Origin of the sequence: Luteitalea sp. TBR-22 (assembly GCF_016865485.1) — a bacterium.
Classification (GTDB): Bacteria; Acidobacteriota; Vicinamibacteria; order Vicinamibacterales; family Vicinamibacteraceae; genus Luteitalea.
The window spans coordinates 5,732,513-5,750,387 of the sequence record NZ_AP024452.1 but is presented as its reverse complement, the minus strand read 5'-3'; the positions used below and the strand labels follow the sequence as shown (position 1 = coordinate 5,750,387).

The 17,875-nt window shown below is 72.5% G+C and carries 13 protein-coding genes; 7 read left to right on the top strand and 6 right to left on the bottom strand.

Annotation, left to right across the window (positions count from 1 at the left end; translation table 11 throughout):
- Nucleotide 1: 1 nt before the first annotated feature.
- Nucleotides 2-3,844, bottom strand: a complete 3,843-nt coding sequence (locus TBR22_RS23645) for a carboxypeptidase regulatory-like domain-containing protein (protein WP_239490303.1) — start codon at nucleotides 3,842-3,844, stop codon at nucleotides 2-4.
- 170 nt (nucleotides 3,845-4,014) lie between these two features.
- Here TBR22_RS23645 and TBR22_RS23640 point away from each other — a divergent pair, with 170 nt between their 5' ends.
- The 4 genes from TBR22_RS23640 (at nucleotide 4,015) to TBR22_RS23625 (ending at nucleotide 8,310) form a co-directional block, all read left to right on the top strand.
- Nucleotides 4,015-4,827 carry an Ig-like domain-containing protein gene (locus TBR22_RS23640; protein ID WP_239490302.1) on the top strand — a complete coding sequence of 271 codons (813 nt, stop codon included), beginning with the start codon at nucleotides 4,015-4,017 and terminating at the stop codon, nucleotides 4,825-4,827.
- Entirely contained in the window at nucleotides 4,814-5,596 is a 783-nt protein-coding gene (locus TBR22_RS23635) for a S9 family peptidase (RefSeq protein WP_239490301.1), read from the top strand. The genes TBR22_RS23640 and TBR22_RS23635 overlap by 14 nt, the downstream gene beginning before the upstream one ends.
- Nucleotides 5,597-5,693: 97 nt before the next feature.
- Nucleotides 5,694-7,112, top strand: coding sequence for a M20/M25/M40 family metallo-hydrolase (locus tag TBR22_RS23630; protein ID WP_239490300.1), 1,419 nt, complete (start codon nucleotides 5,694-5,696; stop codon nucleotides 7,110-7,112).
- Nucleotides 7,069-8,310 carry a VanZ family protein gene (locus tag TBR22_RS23625; RefSeq protein WP_239490299.1) on the top strand — a complete coding sequence of 414 codons (1,242 nt, stop codon included), beginning with the start codon at nucleotides 7,069-7,071 and terminating at the stop codon, nucleotides 8,308-8,310. Before TBR22_RS23630 ends, TBR22_RS23625 begins: the two co-directional genes overlap by 44 nt.
- An 82-nt stretch (nucleotides 8,311-8,392) precedes the next feature.
- Here the strand turns inward: TBR22_RS23625 and TBR22_RS23620 are convergent, their stop codons facing one another.
- Both TBR22_RS23620 and TBR22_RS23615 read right to left on the bottom strand, forming a co-directional pair.
- Complete coding sequence (locus TBR22_RS23620) at nucleotides 8,393-10,048, bottom strand: M28 family peptidase (RefSeq protein ID WP_239490298.1); 1,656 nt, start codon at nucleotides 10,046-10,048, stop codon at nucleotides 8,393-8,395.
- A gap of 75 nt (nucleotides 10,049-10,123) precedes the next feature.
- Nucleotides 10,124-10,927, bottom strand: coding sequence for a sialate O-acetylesterase (locus TBR22_RS23615; RefSeq protein WP_239490297.1), 804 nt, complete (start codon nucleotides 10,925-10,927; stop codon nucleotides 10,124-10,126).
- Between the two features lie 94 nt (nucleotides 10,928-11,021).
- Here TBR22_RS23615 and TBR22_RS23610 point away from each other — a divergent pair, with 94 nt between their 5' ends.
- Genes TBR22_RS23610 through rsmH form a run of 3 tightly spaced genes read left to right on the top strand, consistent with a single transcriptional unit; the run spans nucleotide 11,022 to nucleotide 13,510 of the window.
- Nucleotides 11,022-12,188: a DUF1080 domain-containing protein gene (locus tag TBR22_RS23610; protein ID WP_239490296.1), complete on the top strand. Its 1,167-nt coding sequence runs from the start codon at nucleotides 11,022-11,024 to the stop codon at nucleotides 12,186-12,188.
- Nucleotides 12,189-12,242: 54 nt separating this feature from the next.
- Nucleotides 12,243-12,608: a hypothetical protein gene (locus TBR22_RS23605; protein WP_239490295.1), complete on the top strand. Its 366-nt coding sequence runs from the start codon at nucleotides 12,243-12,245 to the stop codon at nucleotides 12,606-12,608.
- Nucleotides 12,609-12,625: 17 nt separating this feature from the next.
- Nucleotides 12,626-13,510: a 16S rRNA (cytosine(1402)-N(4))-methyltransferase RsmH gene (gene rsmH / locus TBR22_RS23600; RefSeq protein ID WP_239490294.1), complete on the top strand. Its 885-nt coding sequence runs from the start codon at nucleotides 12,626-12,628 to the stop codon at nucleotides 13,508-13,510.
- A gap of 21 nt (nucleotides 13,511-13,531) precedes the next feature.
- On the opposite strand, the gene TBR22_RS23595 is transcribed toward rsmH, so the two are convergent.
- Genes TBR22_RS23595 through TBR22_RS23585 form a run of 3 tightly spaced genes read right to left on the bottom strand, consistent with a single transcriptional unit; the run spans nucleotide 13,532 to nucleotide 17,867 of the window.
- Nucleotides 13,532-15,775 carry an STT3 domain-containing protein gene (locus TBR22_RS23595; RefSeq protein ID WP_239490293.1) on the bottom strand — a complete coding sequence of 748 codons (2,244 nt, stop codon included), beginning with the start codon at nucleotides 15,773-15,775 and terminating at the stop codon, nucleotides 13,532-13,534.
- Nucleotides 15,772-16,773: a glycosyltransferase family 4 protein gene (locus tag TBR22_RS23590; protein WP_239490292.1), complete on the bottom strand. Its 1,002-nt coding sequence runs from the start codon at nucleotides 16,771-16,773 to the stop codon at nucleotides 15,772-15,774. The genes TBR22_RS23595 and TBR22_RS23590 overlap by 4 nt, the downstream gene beginning before the upstream one ends.
- Nucleotides 16,767-17,867, bottom strand: coding sequence for a glycosyltransferase (locus tag TBR22_RS23585; protein WP_239490291.1), 1,101 nt, complete (start codon nucleotides 17,865-17,867; stop codon nucleotides 16,767-16,769). Before TBR22_RS23585 ends, TBR22_RS23590 begins: the two co-directional genes overlap by 7 nt.
- Between the last annotated feature and the right edge of the window lie 8 nt (nucleotides 17,868-17,875).

Genomic DNA, 17,875 nt, shown 5'->3' with positions numbered 1-17,875 from the left:
GTCACCGCAGGCGCGTGCCCAGGTTGTTCGAACCTGCCGCCCACGTCACGCCACCGGCGTTCTCGTAGATCGCGCGCTCGACGACGATCTGCGCCGGGGTGGCGCCCAGGCTCTCGACGATGGCGCCGAACCGCCGGTTGGCCGCTGCCGGCACCTCGCTGGCCACGGCGACGTTGGTCCGCGAGTTCGCCTTGACCGGCCGCGTGAACACGCTCGTGCTCCCGTCCTCGTACACCAGGGTCACCAGCACCGTCCCGTCGGTGTTGGACGTGTTGGCGATCAGGATGTAGGTCTCGCTGGCACGCGTGCCGCCCACCTCGCCCCCCGCGAGGGCCCACTTGGTGCCCGACCGCAGCGCGCCCGAGGACACGTGGCCCTCGAACCACCGCGAGCCGTCGCCTGGCCACCACATCGCGCGTTCGGCCACGAACACCGCGCCGTCCACGCCGGTGAAGGTCGCCGACACGGCGGTGTCGGCCAGCGGCAGCCCGGGCCGGCCGGCGAACTCCTCGTAGTCGGCCCAGACGTTGAAGCGGCTGAAGGCGGGCACCGTGTACGTCTTGGTGAGCACCGTGCCGTCGGGCAACAGGTAGCGACCGTCGATCGTGATCGCCGACGCCGTGGTGTTCGCGATCAGGTAGAAGAGGTCGAAGTAGGGCCCGGTGGCGCCCTCGGCGAAGAACCACTGATTGGCCGGGCCGGGGACGGCCGCGGCCTCGTGGCCGGCCGCGAACATCTGGCCTGGCCCGTCGCGGTACATCGCCCGCTCGACGATGATCGGCAGCCCGGCGGTGAAGACGGCCGACATCTCGGCGCTCGCCAGGCCCGCATCCTCGACGTTGACCCAGATGTTCTGGCGCGAGCGCGCCGGTACGGGGTAGGTCTTGGTGATCGGCGAGCGCGGTGCGGGGAGCAGGTAGGTCACCTGCACGTCGGTCGGCACGTCGTTGGGGTTCTGGAGCAGATAGAACAACTGGAACCCGCCGGTCGTCGCGCCCTCGGCCAGGTACCACTGCGTGCGTGGCTCGGCGATGCTCGCCTCGGCGTGGCTGCCGTAGCCGGTTGCGTTCCAGCGCATGGTGCGGTCGGCGACGATCGGCTGATCGGAGGACACGACGGTGGAGAATTCGGCCGCTGCGAGTCCCGGGATGGTCTTCGGATTGACGGTCGTCCGCAGGAGTCCCCCGAGCGGCACGTCGCGCGTGACCACCTGCCCGGTGCCGGTCTGGAACGTGAGGCGTGCCGTCGTCGCGACGCCGCTGGCGTTCAGCAGGGCGATCGACGTGTCGAAGAACGAGCCGGTCGCGCCCTCGGCGAAGTAGCGCGTGTAGGCGCCCGACGAGGCGACGAACGGCACGGGTGTGGTGCCGCACGCGGCCGTGGTCAGCGTCACCGAGGCCGGCTCGAACGTGAAGCCGGGACGGCTCGGCGTGAGCGTCACCGACTGGCCGGGCGTCACGTCGGTGAACGTGTAGCGGCCGCTCGCGTCGGTGAGCGTGGTCACGGTCGATCCGTTCGACAGCGCCACGGTGATGCCGCCGAGCTCGCCGTCCTGTCGGTCGCGCACCAGGCCCGAGATGGCGGGCGCGCACGTGGCGGTGAAGTCGGCGGTGCGGTCGCCGGCGACGTCGGTCAGCGATGCCGAGGCCGGGCTGAACGTGTATCCGGTGGCGCTCGGGGTCACCGTCACCGTGCCGCCGACGGGGATGTTCCCGAACACGTAGCTGCCGTCGGCCGCCGAGATCGTCGTGTCGGAGGCGCTGCCGGAGAGCGCCAACGCGACGCCGGGCACCCCGCCGCCGCCCGGGCCACTGACCGTGCCGGTCAGCGTCGGCAGCGCGGGCGCGCTGGTGATCACCGTCGATTGCGTCGCCGTGTCGTTGCCGGCGACCGGATCGGCCTGGCTCGCGGTGACGGTCGCGCTCACCGACGCGACGCGCGCGCCGCCGTAGGTCACCGCCACCGTGCGGGTGGCGGTGGCACCGGCAGCGATCGAGCCGAGGTCGAAGGTGATCGCCCCGCCCACGGGCGTCAGGCCGCCCTGCGCCACGAGCGTCGAGGCCCCGTCGGGCACCGGCACGCGCAAGGCGACGCCGGTGGCCGCGGCCGGCCCCAGGTTGGCCACCGTGAAGGCATACACGACTGGCTTGCCGACCAGCCCGGGATCGGGGGCATCGGCAATCGACAGCGACAGGTCGGCGAGTTCCGGGGCGGGTGCGAAGACGTTGATCCCGGTCGTGGCCGGCGTCACGAGCAGGTTGGTCGCCTCGCTGAAGAACGAGGTGTGCCCGGAGGCCAGCAGGGTCGAGGAGCCGCTCGCCGCGTCGGCCGTCGAGGGGGCGCCGATCGGCACCACGCTCTTGACGCTCACCGTACCCGCGACGCGGTCGCGCACGAACACGTCGTCTGCCGCGTTGGTGTCGGCGACCACCGAGAAGTGGACGTAGTTGGTGGCGCGCGAGCGCCAGGCGACGTAGCGTCCGTCGGCGCTGACGCCCTCGAGCGTCGCCGGCTGGTTGCCGCCCGACGGGACCGAGTGGTCGCGCGTCAGCCACTCGGCCGGTCCGGCGAGCGCCGAGCCGCTCATCGGCCTGGCGAACACGTCGGTCAGGCCGGCCGTGTCGTCGAACGCGTTGAGGAGATCGGTGGCGAGGCTCTCGAAGGCCACCACCGACCCGCCCCGGCTGATCACCGGATGGAGTGAATCGCCGTTGCCGCCGAGCCCGGCGGGCGTGAGGCTGACCAGCGTGGTCGGGCCGGTGGCGGTGCGGATGTCGCGCACGTAGACGTTACGGCGGCCGTTGGTGGCCTGCGCGGTCAGGTCGCCCTGCGTGGTCGACGCCGCGAAGGCGGCGAAGGCGCCGTCGGCGGTGAGCGAGAAGCTCGGCACGCCGGGCGAGTCGTCGGCGTGGACGGTCACGCCCGTGACGAAGTTCGCCTCGCCGGTGCGGGCCGACACGAGCGTCGTGGTGTTGCTGGCCCAGCGGTAGACGTACAGGTTGCGGGCGGCCTGGCCGTTCGGGACGAGCTCGGCGAAGGCGGCCGCGAAGAGGAGCACCGTGCCGTCGGCGCTGAACACGCCCGGATGCTCGCTGGTGGTCGTCGGGACTCCGGCCGGCGAGCCACGATTCGGATCGGTGTGATGGCGGCTCACCAGGCGCGTCACCCCGGCCTGCATGTCGCGGACGTAGAGGTCGGGCAACTCGCCGTTGGCGTCGATGAAGTTGGCCACCAGCTGCCGGAGGCTCCCGGTGCCCCGGCTCGAGAACGCCACGAAGCGGCCGTTCTCGCTCATCACCATCTCCTTGACCCCGCCGGCGTGGAACGGCTGCACGGCGACGTCCACCAGCGCGAGGGTGCGCGTCTGCCGGTCGAAGATCCAGCCGGAGTTCTCGTCGGCGGGGTAGGACCAGGTGCCCGACTGGAGGTTGGTCGCGTTGCTCCTGAACGCGACGTACCGCCCGTCCGGGGTGATCTGCACGTCAGGCAGGCAGGCGCCGTCGCTCGTCGTACCCGGGTCGGTCGCCGAGAGGGTGATCACTTCGGTCGCGTTGGCGACCATGTCCCGCACGTACACGTTGCGGGTCGCCACCGAGCCCGGCGGGACGTTCTTGCCCGGCACGAGGTCGGCCGGCGGAGCCGCCGAGCAGAACGCCACGTAGCGGCCGTCGGCGGAGACGGCGACGCGCTGGCCCCGCAGGGCCGTGACCGAGTCGGGCGCCTGGGCCTTCACGGTCACCAGGCGCAGGGTCTGGCCTTCGGAGGCGCGGGGGGCGAGCATGCCGGCCAGCGTGCCGAGGGCGAGCAGGCCGGGAAGCGTCCGTCGGGCAGTGAAGCGGGCCACGTCCCTACGGTATGCGAAGTCGGCGCCTGCCTTCGTGCGGCGCTCGTCCCATGGCCAGGCCCCCAAGGCTCTTTCCTGTCAAAAATGGGGCGTCGGCGTAATTTTTTCCCTATAATTCCCGGGTCACACGGGGTGACCACGCGACGGAAAGACGGATGATGAGGAGCGGAATGCACGGACGGTTCGGGATGGCGGGCGCAGCGGGCAGCCTGTGTGTGGCCCTCGGGGTGCTGGCGGTGGGGTGCGGAGGCAGCACGGAGACGCGCACGGTGAGCGTGACGTCGCCGACGCCCACGACGACCACGACGACGGCGACGGTCACCGCCGTGCGGGTGACGGGGCCCTCCGAGATCACCACGGCCGGCGGCACGGCTCAGTTCACCGCCACCGTCACCCTGTCGACGGGCGCCACCGAGGACCGCACCAGCTCGGCGCAGTGGTCGTCCGAGAACTCGGCCGCCGCCACGATCTCGAACGGTGGGATGGTGACCGCCGTCGCCGACGGCAGCACCAACATCGTTGCCAGCTTCGGCGCGGTGCGGGGCTCGACAGGCCTGATGATCAGGCTGCCCAAGCGCACGGCCGATCCGCCTGCCGGCCAGCGTCTCCCGCTGCCGGATGTCCGGGCGTTCATCCAGCAGAAGAACGCGGAGCGCCCCGAGTTGATGGCGCAGTCGTGCCCGGGCGGCGTGAAGTACCGCAACAACCCCTGGCTCGACTACATCGTCGACGAGCTGCGCAAGGTGGACACGCGCTGGGGGTACAACGCCAAGCCGACGCGCGGTCCGTCCGACAATGGCGGCCTGCCGGTGATCGCGGCAGGCGACGAGATCGCGTACCACTACGGTCCCGGCCCCGATCAGGGCTCGCCTGACGTGCACCTGGTCGACATCCTCGCAGGCCACTGCGGCACGCCGTCGCTGACGTGGCGCGTGTTCACCGGCGAGGAGCCGGGGATCTGGACGGGCGTTGGCCGCTTCTGATCGACGCGATCTGCCGTTCCCGATCCGCAACGCGCAGGGCGAGCGTCTCGACGTGGCGTACCAGCCCGCGGCAGGCGCCGCGGGCGACGCCCCGCCGCGGGCCGTCGTGGTCATCGGCCACGGCGTGACGTCGCACTGGGATCGGCCATGGCAGACCGAGCTCGCCGAGGCGCTCGCCGGGGCAGGGCTTGCGTCCGTGCTCGTGTCGTTCGCGGGCAACGGCAGGTCCGAGGGACGCTTCGAGGACGTGACGCCCACCAAGGAAGCCGCCGACCTCGGCAGCGTGCTCGACGCCCTGCAGGCGTGGGGCGTCGAGCGCCTCGCCTACGCCGGCCACAGCATGGGCGGTGCGGTGGGGGTGTTGCGGGCGGCCAGCGATGATCGTCTCGCGGCGCTGGTCTCGCTGGCCGGCATGTTCCACGTGCGCGACTTCATGCAGCGCACGTTCGGCCACCTCGTCCCGGGAGAGGGCCTCATGCTCGACAAGCCCGGCTGCATCTGGAATCGCACGCTGCAGGCCGACGCCGAGCGGATCGGGTCGTTGCACGCGCAAGCCGCCGCCGTGCGCATCCCGTGGCTGCTGGTGCACGGGGAGGCCGACGAACTCGTGCCCTTCGTCGATGCGATCGACGCGCGCGCCGCCGCTGGTGGCCGCCCGGATCTGGTCGCGCTGCCCGGCGTCGATCACCGCTTCACGGACGCCATTGCCGACATGTGCGCGGCCGTGGTCCCCTGGCTGTCGGCGCGCCTGCCGACGGTCGTCGGCTAGGGGCGACCGCCTGCGGCACGCAAGGGCTGGTGCGGCATCCCGACCCGGCCCGCCCGCGCGTGTTGTCCGGGGGCGCCGTTGCCCTGAGAATGGCGCCATGATGCACCGGCTGCGCCTGGCGGCTCTCGGGGTGTGCCTCGCGCTCGCTTCCGCCCACCTGCGAGGCGACGCGCCCGCCCGCGCCGCCGAGTCCGTCGAGGACGAGGCGCTTCGTCACTTCCAGGCCATCCTGCGCCTCGACACGCAGAATCCCCCGGGCAACGAAGTCCGCGTCGTCGAGTACCTCAAGGGCGTGCTCGAGGGCGAGGGCATTCCTGTCGAGATACTCGCGCGCGATCCGGCGCGGCCCAACCTCGTGGCGCGGCTGAAGGGCAACGGCGCGAAGCGCCCGCTGCTGGTCATGGGCCACACCGACACGGTCACGGTCGACGCCTCCAAGTGGACGCACGGGCCGTTCTCGGCCACCCGCGACGGCGGCCACGTGTACGGACGCGGGTCACTCGACGACAAGCCGAGCGTCGTCGCCGGGCTGATGACCATGCTGCGCCTGAAGCGCGAGGGGGTGCGGCTCGAACGCGACGTCATCTTCCTGGCCGAGGCCAGCGAGGAAGGCAACGGGCCGTTCGGCATCAACCACATGGTCGCCAACCACTGGCCGACGATCGATGCCGAGTACTGCCTTGCCGAGGGTGGCAGCGTGGTGCGCACCGGCGGCGTCGCCCGGTACGCGACCATCACCACCACGGAGAAGATCCCGTACACGGTGCGGATCGTCGCGCGGGGCGTCGCCGGCCACGGCTCGGTCCCGCTCCAGACCAACCCGATCCTGCACCTGTCGCAGGCAATCGCGCGCATCGGCGCCTGGCGCGCGCCCCTCCGGCTCAACGAGACGACGCGCGCGTACTTCGCGGGCCTGTCGCGCCTCGTTGCACCGGACGAGGCGGTGCGGTACGCCGCCGTCGCCGAGGGGCGCGATCTCGAGGCCGCCTACGATCGTTTCGCGGTCGATGCGCCGCAACTGGCGACGCTGCTGCGCACCAGCGTGTCGCCCAACATCGTCAAGGGCGGCTACCTGCGCAACGTGATTCCGTCGGAGGCCGAGGCGACGCTCGACATCCGCGCCCTGCCCGACGAGGACATCACCACCTTCCTGCGGCAGTTGCGGGAGGTGATCGCCGACCCCGCGGTGGAGGTGGTGCCGCCCGACACGACGGCGACGCGACCCGCGGCGCCACCGTCGCGGCTGGACACCGAGGCATGGCGCGTGCTCGTGGACGTGCACACCCGCGCGTACGGCGTGCCGGTGCTGCCGGTGATGATGGCCGGCGCGACCGACTCGGCGCAGGTGCGGGCGCGTGGCGTCCAGTGCTACGGCATCGGCCCGATGATCGACCGCGAGGACGTGCAGCTCGGCTTCGGCGCGCACAGCGACCAGGAGCGCATCCTCGAGGCCGCCTTCCAGCAGTTCGTCCGTGTCCACTGGGACAGCGTGCGTGCCCTCGCCGGCGCCCGGTGAACGCGGGAGGCAGACCCGCCTCCTCGCCCTCCTCGCCTACGCGGCCTTCATCGGCTACCAGTCGCTCGCCGCGGGCGGCACGTGGGCCTGCGGCGGCGACGTGCTCGAAGTCCCGAAGCGCATCCCGCGCGGCGACCTGCTCGTGAACGTGGTGGCCTACGTGCCGCTCGGCGCCCTCTGCGTCGTGGCGGCGTGGCCGGCGCGGCGACGTGCGTCGCGGATCGCCCTGGCCGCGCTCGTCAGCGCGCTGGCCGTGTCCCTCTTCTCGCTGACGATGGAACTCGTGCAGGCCTGCGAGCCGCGCCGCGTGTCGTCGGCCATCGACTGGCTGGCCAATTCCACCGGCGGCGGCGTGGGGGTCGCGGTCGGCGTCCTGGTCATGGTGCTCCGGTGGCCGCGCGCCCTGCCCAGCCTGGCCCTCGACGATCTCCGGCTGCGCGCCTGCACGCTCGCCGTCGCGCTGCTCTGGATCGGCTCGGAGACGATGCCCTGGGTGTTCTCGCTGGACCTCGGGCAGGCGCGGTCCCACCTGCGCTTCCTCGTGCATGCCGATCCGCTCGACGGCCTCGATCCCTGGCGCCTGGCGCGACACGCCGGCGCGTGGCTGGCCATCGCCGCCTCCTGCCGGCTCGTGGTGCGCAGCGCGGCTGGTGGCGCTGCGAGCCTGGTGTTGTTGGCGGCTGCCTCGGTGCTCCTCCAACTGCTCGTGTTCGCACGGGTGCCCTTGTCGTACGCCGAGCTGTTCGGCATGACGGCCGCCCTGATCGCGGCCATCGCCGGCATGGCTGCACTTCGGGCCGGTCGCGAGTCGCGCAATGCCCGGGTGTGGCCGGTCGTGCTGCTTGTTGGCGTCGTCATGGTGATGGCGGCGTACGAACTGCACCCTGAGTCGGGCCACCGCGCCGCTCGCGGCTTCGGATGGTGGCCGCGCGTCGGCTTCGGCCGCCAGATCGGCGCACTGGAGTTCGCCTGGCTGTTCGGCTGGGCCGGGTTGTCGGCCGTCGCCGCTGCGGAGTGGGCGCGGCGTGCGTCCATGCCGGCGTGGCCGCAGGCGTGGCCTGCCGCGCTCGTCGCCCTGGTGTTCGCGCTCGAACTGGCGCAGGCGTTCGTGCCGGGCCGGAGCGGCGACACGTCGGCGGTCCTCTTCACGGCGTTCGCGGTGATTGCGACGCGCGCGGCGCTGCGCGACATCGCCTAGCAGGGTCGCTGGAAGCCAGGCCGTCCCATTCAGGACGGACGACGGGGAATGTCGATGGGGCCGGTCGCGGCGGCCGTTGTCATCAGTGTTCCGGCGCCGGGGCGCGCAGCACCGTGGCGGGGATGGCGGTCTCGATCCGCGGGCGTTCCGGGCTGTTGGCGAGCGCCCACAGGCTCGCGAAGACCGTGCGCGTCACCGCTTCCATCTTGGCCGGGTCGAGATACTTCGCCTCGTCGGCAGGCAGGTGGTACCGCGGATGCGAACCCGTGGTGAACCCGATGGTGAGGATGCCGCGTTCGAGGTACGGTCCGGCGTCGGTGCGCGGGTAGAAGAACTCGCTCTCGGGCCGGTCATCGCGCCGGTTGAAGGTCATCTTCAGGTACCCCGCGTTGACGCGCTGCAACAGGGCATCGGTGCTCGGGCTCAGCGCGCCGGGTCCGATCAGGAACACCTCGTGCGGGCCGGTGGCGTCCACCGAGTTGGCGTCGGCGCGTCCGGGTGCCCGAGTGGCGCCGATCATGTCGACGTTGACATGCGCGACGATGCGGTCGAGCGGCACGGGCGGCTGGTGCACGAACCGTCGCGTGCCCCAGAGGCCGCGTTCCTCGCCACTGTCCCAGAGCAGGACGATCGTGCGTCGCGGGCGCGGCCCCTTCATCAGGTGCTCGGCAATCGCGAGCAGGCCGGCGCTCCCGGTGGCATTGTCGTCGGCGGCGTTGTAGATCGGGTCCCCGTCGATGGTCCGGGTGCCGACGGCGCCATCGAGATGCGCCGCGATCGTGATCACCTGGTCCTTGAGGACCGGGTCGCTGCCCTCGATGCGGGCCACGAGGTTGTACGGGTGCTCCGAGGCCACCCCCACCAGCGGCACGTGGACGGCGATGCGCTTGCGGAGGCGGAATGCGCGCGGGTAGTCACCAGCCTCGCCTCGGGCCAGCAGCGTGGCGCCATCGATGGCCTCGCCTGCCATCAGCGCATCGATTGCGGGGCGCCCGAGCAGCAGCGAGGTCACCGGCACGGCCGCGTACGCCGACGGCACCGCCGGCACGAGCTCCCGGCGCACCACGTTGGCGCCGCGCATCGCGGCCCAGTCGGCCTTCGGGTCCGACGGCGTCAGCAACAGCACGCCGAGCGCGCCTCGCGCCTTCGCCTCCGCGAACACCGACGACGCGCCGACGGCAACGCGGCCGATCTGCGTGATGGGTGCGTCCTTCGGCATCGCGCGGGGTCCGTGGGCGAGCACGAGGGCGTCGCGCACGTCCACGTCCTTCCACGGGTCGATGCCGCGCGACGGCGCCCGCCATCCGTGGCCGACGTAGACGACGGGCAGGTGCCCCTTGATCGGCCCGGCAAACGATCGCAGGACGAAGTCGTTGCCGAACACGAAGGGACGGCCGCCGATGGTCACTGTCGCGTTCGTTCCCGCGTGGAGTTCCTGCAACTCGTAATGCTGTCGATAGGTGCCCTCGTCGCCGGCGGGCGTCAGGCCCGCCGCCCGCAGGCGCCCTTCGATGTCCGCGGCGGCCGCATCGAAGCCCGGCGATCCCGTGTCGCGCCCGCGAAGGGCATCCGAGGCGAGGAACTCGAGGTCGCGCGCCAGCGAGGCCGCGGTGATGCCGTCGGCCGCAGCCCGCACCGCGTCGGGAAGGGGAACGTCCTGCGCGATGAGGCCGGGTGACAGGGCGAGGGACAGGACCGCCGTCCAGCGGGCGACGCGCAGGGAGGTCGAGCTCGGCATGGTGACAAGGGTAACGCTGACGTCTGACGTCTGACGTTTGACGTGTCACGGCTGCGGCGTCCTGGCGGTTGGCGATCAGCGCGCCGGGGCAACCAGGCGCGCGTAGGCGTCGGCGTACCGCTTGCCGAGCTCCTGCAACGAGGCGCGGTCGAAGTGGATGCGGTCGCCGCCGTGCACCAGGCCGTCGCTGGCGACGAACGCGGTATGGGCGACCCTGGCGGGCAGCGATCGGTGCGCCGCGTCGACGATGCGGCGGGCATCGTCCCAGGGGACATCCGGGTACTGGCCCAACTGACCGACGATGAAGGGCACCTCCGGCGCGCGCAGCGTGGTGCGGAAGCGCGCGATCAGCGCGTGCAGTTTTGCCTCGTAGGCCGGCGCGAGCTCCGGTGTCGCGTCCGATTCACCCTGGTGCCACAGGATGGCCTTCAGCGTGCCGCTCGGGAGCGCCGCGGTGGCGCGCGCGATGGCGTCGTCCCAGGGATGGCTCTTCGTGGCGTCGTCGAACGCGCCCGGCTGCCAGAGGTCGATGCGCGTGCCGCCGACGGCCGTCGGGATGAGGCCGATGGTGACCCCGGGGTTGGCCTCGAGCACGCGCAGGGCGAAGGGGCGCCCGAGCCCCACGCCGGCGACCGGCTTGTCGAAGTGCATCGGGTCGACCGCCGGCACCCACGTGCGCCCGCGATCGAACATGAGGATGCCCGGACTCGGCACGGTGTCGCTGGCCTCGACCTTGCCGCGCCCGGCCATGTTCGACTGCCCGGCGAGCAGGAACAGGTGGAACGCCTCGCGTGCCGGTGGTGGCGGTGCCGGCGCCTGGCCAGCGATGGACATGGCGAGGCCCGACAGGGCCAGCAGCGTGAGCAGCGATTGGCGCATCGGGGGAAGTATCGCCGACCTGCCCCGCGTCGAGGCTCGACGGCGGCGGCGAGTGGCCCCGGCCCGGCCGGGTCCTTCCTGTAGACTTCGCGACATGCGCATGCCTGTCGCCGTCACGATGGCTGCCGTCCTGTCGATGGGCGCGGCCGCTCCCCAGGACGAGCCGTTCGTCCCGCTGTTCGACGGACGGACCCTGTCGGGGTGGGTGAACATCAACTGCGCCCCCGACACCTTCTCGGTGCGCGACGGGGTCATCGCCGTCACCGGCGTGCCGATCTGCGAGATCCGCACCGAGCGGATGTACGAGAACTTCGTGCTCGAGCTCGAGTACCTCCACGAACAGCCGATGGGCAACGCCGGCGTCTTCGTGTGGGCCGACGCGCTGCCGGCGCGCGGCCAGCCCTTCCTGCGCGCCATCGAGGTGCAGGTGCTCGACGGGCGCAACTCCGACACCTACACCAGTCACGGCGACGTCTTCGCGATCCACGGCGCCGTCCTCACGCCAGACCGGCCGCACCCCAAGGGCGCGATGCGCAGCCTGCCCAGCGAGCGCCGCGCCAAGGGGCCGGGCGAGTGGAACCACTACCGGATCACGGCGCGCAACGGAACGCTCAAGCTCGCCGTCAACGGCAAGGAGGTGTCGGGTGGCTACGACATCTCGCCGCGCAAGGGCTACATCGCGCTGGAGTCGGAGGGCGCGCCCGTGCGTTTCCGCAACATCCGCATCCGCGAGCTGCCGCCCTCCGGCACGATCACCCCCGCGCAGGTGGCCACCGAGTTCCAGGGGCATCGCGCCCTCTACGACGGCAAGACCCTGTCTGGCTGGATTGTGCCGGCCGACCGTGCGCTGTACTGGAAGGCGAAGGACTGGACGTTGAGCCACGAGGCCGACCCCACAGGCCGCCCGCTGCCCCTGCTCTCTGCCGAAACCTTCGGCGACGTCGAGGTGATCGCCGACTGGCGGTGGGTGGACGAGGACGAGCCCGCCGCGCTGCAACCGGGGCCGGCGCCCACCGCGCGCATGCTCCCGGGCGTCCGGGCCATCGTCGTGCCGCGCCAGGACGGCGCGGCGCAGAAGCCCGGGCAGTGGAATCGCCTCGTGCAGCGGGTGCAGGGCACGCGCCTGACCGCGCACCTCAACGGGCAGGCGCTCGTCGACAATGCGCCGCAGGAGGCACTGCCCGCGCAGGGGCGCATCGCAATCGTGCCGGCCGGCCGCCGGGTGGAGTTCGCCAACGTCTTCGTGAAACGCCTGCCCTGAGGATCGCGTCCCAGAGGCGGGCGCCACATCGTGCGCCGCTCGGAGGACCTCGACATGCGCACCATCCTGACCGCCCTGCTGATTGCCGCCCTTACCACCGTGCTCGGCGCCGAGTCGCCAGCGGCCGGGGCCTGGAAGTTCACCATGAACAGCCCGATGGGGACCGTCGAGGCCAAGGTGGATCTCAAGGTCGAGGGCGAGACGCTGAAGGGCAGTTTCGACCTCGGGGGCGGCCGTGTGTGGCCCATCGAGTCCGGCACCATCAAGGGCGATGCGATTGCTTTCGTGATCACGCGCGAGCGTCCCTCGGGCGGCACGATGGCGTACGAGATGAAGGGCACGGTCAAGGGCGAGGCGATCACCGGCGACGCCACGGCCATGGGCAACACGGTCGAATGGTCGATGGTCCGCCCGAAGTAGCGTCGCACCGGCCGATCATGGTGGCCGAGGTCCTCGGCCACCTGCGGCCCGAGCCAGGCGCCTTCGTGGTCGACTGCACCATCGGCGGCGGTGGCCACGCGCGCGAGATCCTCGCGCGCCTGACTCCGGGGGGCCACCTGCTCGGGCTCGACGTCGATGCGATCGAGCTGCCCCGCACCGAGGCACGACTGCGTGCCGAGGGGCACGGCCCCGACATCCTCACCCTGCAGCACGCGAGTTTCCGCCACCTCCCTGACGTGCTGGCCGAGGCCGGCCACGGGCGAGCCGATGCCATCCTCGTTGACCTCGGCGTGTCGGGCATGCAGCACGACACCGCAGCGCGCGGGTTCAGTTACAAGCTTCCGGGGCCGCTCGACCTGCGGCTCGACCCGACGACCGGCGCGCCGGCCGCCGATCTCCTCGCGCACCTCGAGGCGCCCGCGCTCGCCGATGTGCTCACGCGCTTTGCCGACGAGCCCCACGCCGCCGTGATCGCGGAGCGGCTCACGGCCACCCGGCCGGACACGACCCACGCACTCGAGCGCCAGGTCCGCCAGGCGCTGGCGGCCGTCCTGCCCGCATTGCCCAAAGCCGAGATCAAGATGTCGGTGCGCCGCACCTTCCAGGCGCTGCGCATCATGGTCAACGACGAGCTCGGCGCGCTCGACGACTTGCTGGCAGCCTTGCCGCGGTGTCTCGCGCCGGGCGGGCGCGTCGTGGTGCTCACGTTCCACTCGGGCGAGGATCGCCGCGTGAAGCAGGCGTTCCGCGAGGGGCACCGCCGCGGCACCTATGCACGCGTCGCACGCACCGTGGTCCGCTCGGCCCGGGCCGAGACGTTCGCCAACCGGCGCGCCGCGTCGGCCAAGCTGCGGTGGGCCATCAGGGGGCGCGAAGCCTAGGGTCGGGGATCGGGGATCGGGTTAGTGCCGCGTCGTCGGCGCGTTGGCCGGTACCGACGGTGCGATGTCGGGCCGGTACTCGAACACGTGCACGAGCGCGGGTCCGTTCAACGCCGCGCCCTCGGTGCCAAGCGACCGGTACCGCGACACGAACTCCGGCAGCGCCGGCAGCGGCACGCAACTTCGCAGGAGATCCGGGCAGACCACCCGGATCGTCGTGGGATCGTCCTGCGCGGCGGCGAACGACCGTGCCGTCGCGAGATCGGGGAAGTCCCACGAGTGCTGCACCTCCCTGGCGCCGCGGCGTCGCCGGAACCGCACCACGCGCACCGGCGTCACGTCGGTCACGGCTCGGGCCCCGTGCAGGTACAGCCGCATCGCCATCGCCTGGTGGTACTCGGGCGCGCACCACAGGTCCGTCCGCATGCCGTTGCGCCGATCGACGAAGGACTCGCAGCGCGGCGTGCCATCGCCACCGGCGGTCCGCTCGATCGCCGAGAAGAATCCCGGCAACCGGCGCTCGCCCGGAAGCCGCACCTGCAGCTGGGCGTCGACGATCACGTACCGGGCGCCAAGGCGATCGAGCACGTGGCGTGCCTCCGCGACATCGGTGGCCACGAGGAAGCGCGCCACGTCCTGCATCGCGGTCTGCCGCGGGTTGGTCACCGGCACCCGGCGGGCGATGCGCGTGATCCAGTAGCCGGAGTCCCACCAGGCCAGCACGCCGTACGCCGAGGGCCTGTCGACGTGGCTGGCCAGGTATGCCGCGGGGTCGCCGAACGGCTCCGGCGTGTTGCCCTGCATCCAGGTGAGGGCATCGACCCAGTTCCTGTCGGGCCAGGCCACCGACGAGCGCATGGCCAGTAACTCCGGCGCACCGGGCCCGACGATGGCGGCGACCGCGATGGCCGCACCGGCGAGGCGCAGCGATGGCCGGCGCGCGGTCGTCGCGAGCAGGCGCTCGAGGGCGACGCCCGAGAGCAACGCGACGTTCACCCCGAGGTAGTACGTGAAGCGCACCTGGCCCACGGTTGCGCCAAGGGCCACGACCGTCCACAGCGCGAACAGGCCGCGGGCAGCGCCGGTGGCCGGTGATGCGGCGCCGGCCAGCACGCCGGCGCCGAGCGCCGCCAGCACGGTGCCGATGCCGAACTCCCGCCACAGGGGCACAGGTTTCATCAGGCGCGGTGATGCCAGCAGCGGTCGCGCCTCGGTCACCACCGTGTCGGTGCGGAACGGCGACACCCGGGCGACGTCGCCGCGCAGCGATCCGAGGCTGTCGCCCATGGCCAGCGCCGCGACGCCGATCGCGAGCAGCGCCGCCCCGCCGAGCGCCGCCAGCAACCGGCCGCGGCTCCAGCCGCGTCGGCTGGCCTGCGCGGCTGCCGCGCGCAGTGCCACGAGCACGAGCAGGCCGCCGGCGATCGCGCCGAGCTGGTAGGCGAAGTGCGGCCGCGTTCGCGCCCACGGCAGCACCATCACGCCGGCGACGCCCAGCATCGGCGTGACGACGGTCGTGATGTCGTCCAGGCCCGCGCTTCGCCAGATGCGCGCCGCCATCGCCAGGATCGCCCATGCGACGACGAGCACCACGATGAACACGCCGCCGCCCCAGGTCAGCAGGTAGAACCCGAGGGCTCCGCCCGCGAGGAATGCGTCGCGTCGGCGGTGCGTCGAGTCCACCAGGCCCCTCACCAGGAACAGCAGGGCCGTCGTGCTGAACAGCGTCTCCGCGCAGTGGTGGTCGGTGAAGCCGAGCAGCGACCGCTGCAGCGTCTGTCCCGGCATCGCGGCAAACAGCAGCCCCGCCCACAGGCCGGCCCGCATCGAGAACAGCCGTGCGCCGAGGCCGACGACGGGGACCACCGTCAGCGCGCCGATCACGGGTGGCACCACCGCGCCGACCACATCGGTCAAGCGCGCCGTGGGCGCGCCGAGCCCCAGGATCCACGCCGGCAGCGCCACCAGCCAGTCGAACATCGGGCCGGCATTGACCGGCTCGCCTCCCGGGTGGACCAGGTAGGCGTCATGCCAGATGCGCCACGGGAAGTCGTGCAGCAGCGCGTCCACGAGCCGCATGTGGTACCAGGCGTCCGACTCGAGGAACGAGACGTGGTCCTCGCCGAAGACCGCCAGCCAGGGTGGCAGCAGCCTGATGAGGAACGCCACGATCACGAGGGCCAGGGTCCAGGCCGGCGCATGCGCGACCTGCGGCGCCTCTGGCGTTGGCGCGTCCGGCATCGCTGCCGGATCGGGCGTGGTCACGGGACCTCCATGAAGTAGAGCGCCGTCGCCGAGAAGAGGCACGCGAGCAGGTACAGGACGATCACCGTCTGCGTCGGCGGCAGCCCGGCCTTGCGCAGGCGGTGGTGCAGGTGGTCGCTGTCGGGCCGGACGACGCGACCGAGCGCGCGCAGGCGGCTCCGCATGCCTGGCGCCGAATCGCGCTGCCCGAGCACGACGCGGCGCAGGATCGCCAGTCCGGTGTCGGCAATCGGCAGCGCGAAGATCAGCAGCGGGACGCCGGCAGCCAGGGTGGTCGCGCCCTTCTGCTGCCCGGTGATGGCGGTGACCGACAGCAGGAAGCCGGCCAGCAGGCTGCCCGCGTCGCCGAGGAAGATGCGGGCCGGATGCAGGTTGTAGGCGAGGAAGCCGACCGTCGCGCCGACCAGGGCGACCAGGAGTCGCGCGCCGACGTGCTCGCCGCGCGCGATCAGCACGGTGGCGCAGGTCGCGCCGGCGATCGTCACCAGGCCGCCGGCCAGCCCGTCGAGTCCGTCGAGCAGGTTGAATGCGTTGGTGATGCCGACGATCCAGCACGCGGTCAGCAGGGGCCCCGCGGCGCCGAGGTCGTACGTGGTGCCCAGCACGGTGACGCGCGTGATCCCGATGCCCGCACCGACGACGATGGCCGCCGCCGCGACCTGCGCGACCAGCTTGAGGGCGGGAGAGAGCGGGTCGATGTCGTCCCACAGGCCGACCGCGAAGATCAGCAGGGCGCCGCTGATCGTCGGCAGGAGGCCCTCGAGGCCCGCCGTGCCGATGCCGGCGTGCGCGTCGAACATCACGCACGCCCCGAGCGCGGCAGCCAGGCCGAGCGCCACGCCGACGCCGCCGACGCGCGGCACGGGCGAGGCGTGAAGCTTGCGGCCGCCGGGGCGGTCGAGGATGTCGACGCGCACGGCGGTGCGTTCCACCAGCGGCGTGATCGCCGCCGACACCGCCAGCGCGACGAGGAACGCGAGGAGGTAGGTGGTCACCATCGGCCGGCCATCCACGACTCGCAGTGCCGCACGACCTCGGCCGCCGCGCCTGGCCGCGCCAGCGCGCGCGCCGCCTCCGACATGGCCTGCCATCGGGTCGGCGACGCGATGAGTTCGGCGAAGGCACCCGCGAGCGCCTCGCGCGACCACGCGGTTTCCCGCGCCCACAACGCCGCCGCGTGAGCCGCATGGGCCTCGGCGTTGCGCGCCTGGTGATCCTCGGCTGCGTCGGCCAGCGGCACGATCAGCGCCGGCAGGCCGGCGAGCGCGAGCTCGGCGAGGGTGACCGCGCCGCCACGCGTGACCACCACGTCGGCCTCGCCCAGCGCGCCCGCCACGTCGGCCAGGAACGGCTCGATGGTCGCCTCGACGCCTGCCTGGGCATACGCGGCCGCGAGCCGGGCCGCGTCGAGCGAACCCGCCTGGTGACGCACCCGCAGCCGCGGACCGGCCCGTGCCTGGACCGCCGCGAGGAACGACGGCATCTCCTCGCCGAGAAAGTGCTCGCCTCGCGACGCTCCCATCACGAGCACGCGCACCTCGCCGGCGGGCGCCACACGCCCGGCCGCGAGTCGCGCCGCCAGCGACGGACTGACGGGCGTGCCCGTGACGATCGCCCGGTCGGCGCCGAAGTACGCGCGCGGTGCCTCCGCGCTGACGAAGGCCCGCTGCACCCAGCGGCGCAGCAGGCGGTTGGCCAGGCCGGGCACGGCATTGGGCTCGATGAGGGCCGTGGGCAGGCCCAGGCTGCGCGCCGCGAGCAGGACGGGACCCGAACCGTACCCGCCCGTGCCGATCACCAGCCGCGAACCATGCGCCCTCAGCCGGGCGCGCGCCCGAGGGACGCCGCGCGCCACGCGCGCCAGGGCGGCGACGCGACCGGGCAGTCCGACGCGCGCCAGCGCCGAGGCCGGCACCATCTCGACGGCGTGACCAGCCTGCGCGGCCAGGCCGGCGGCCGGGCCGCCGGGCGACGCGAAGATGCGGACGTCGATGGGCGCGATCGCGGTCCACGCCTCGGCGACCGCGAGCGCCGGCATCACGTGTCCTGCGGTGTCGCCGACGGCGAACGCGATGCGCCGGATGGTGGTCACGATGGTGG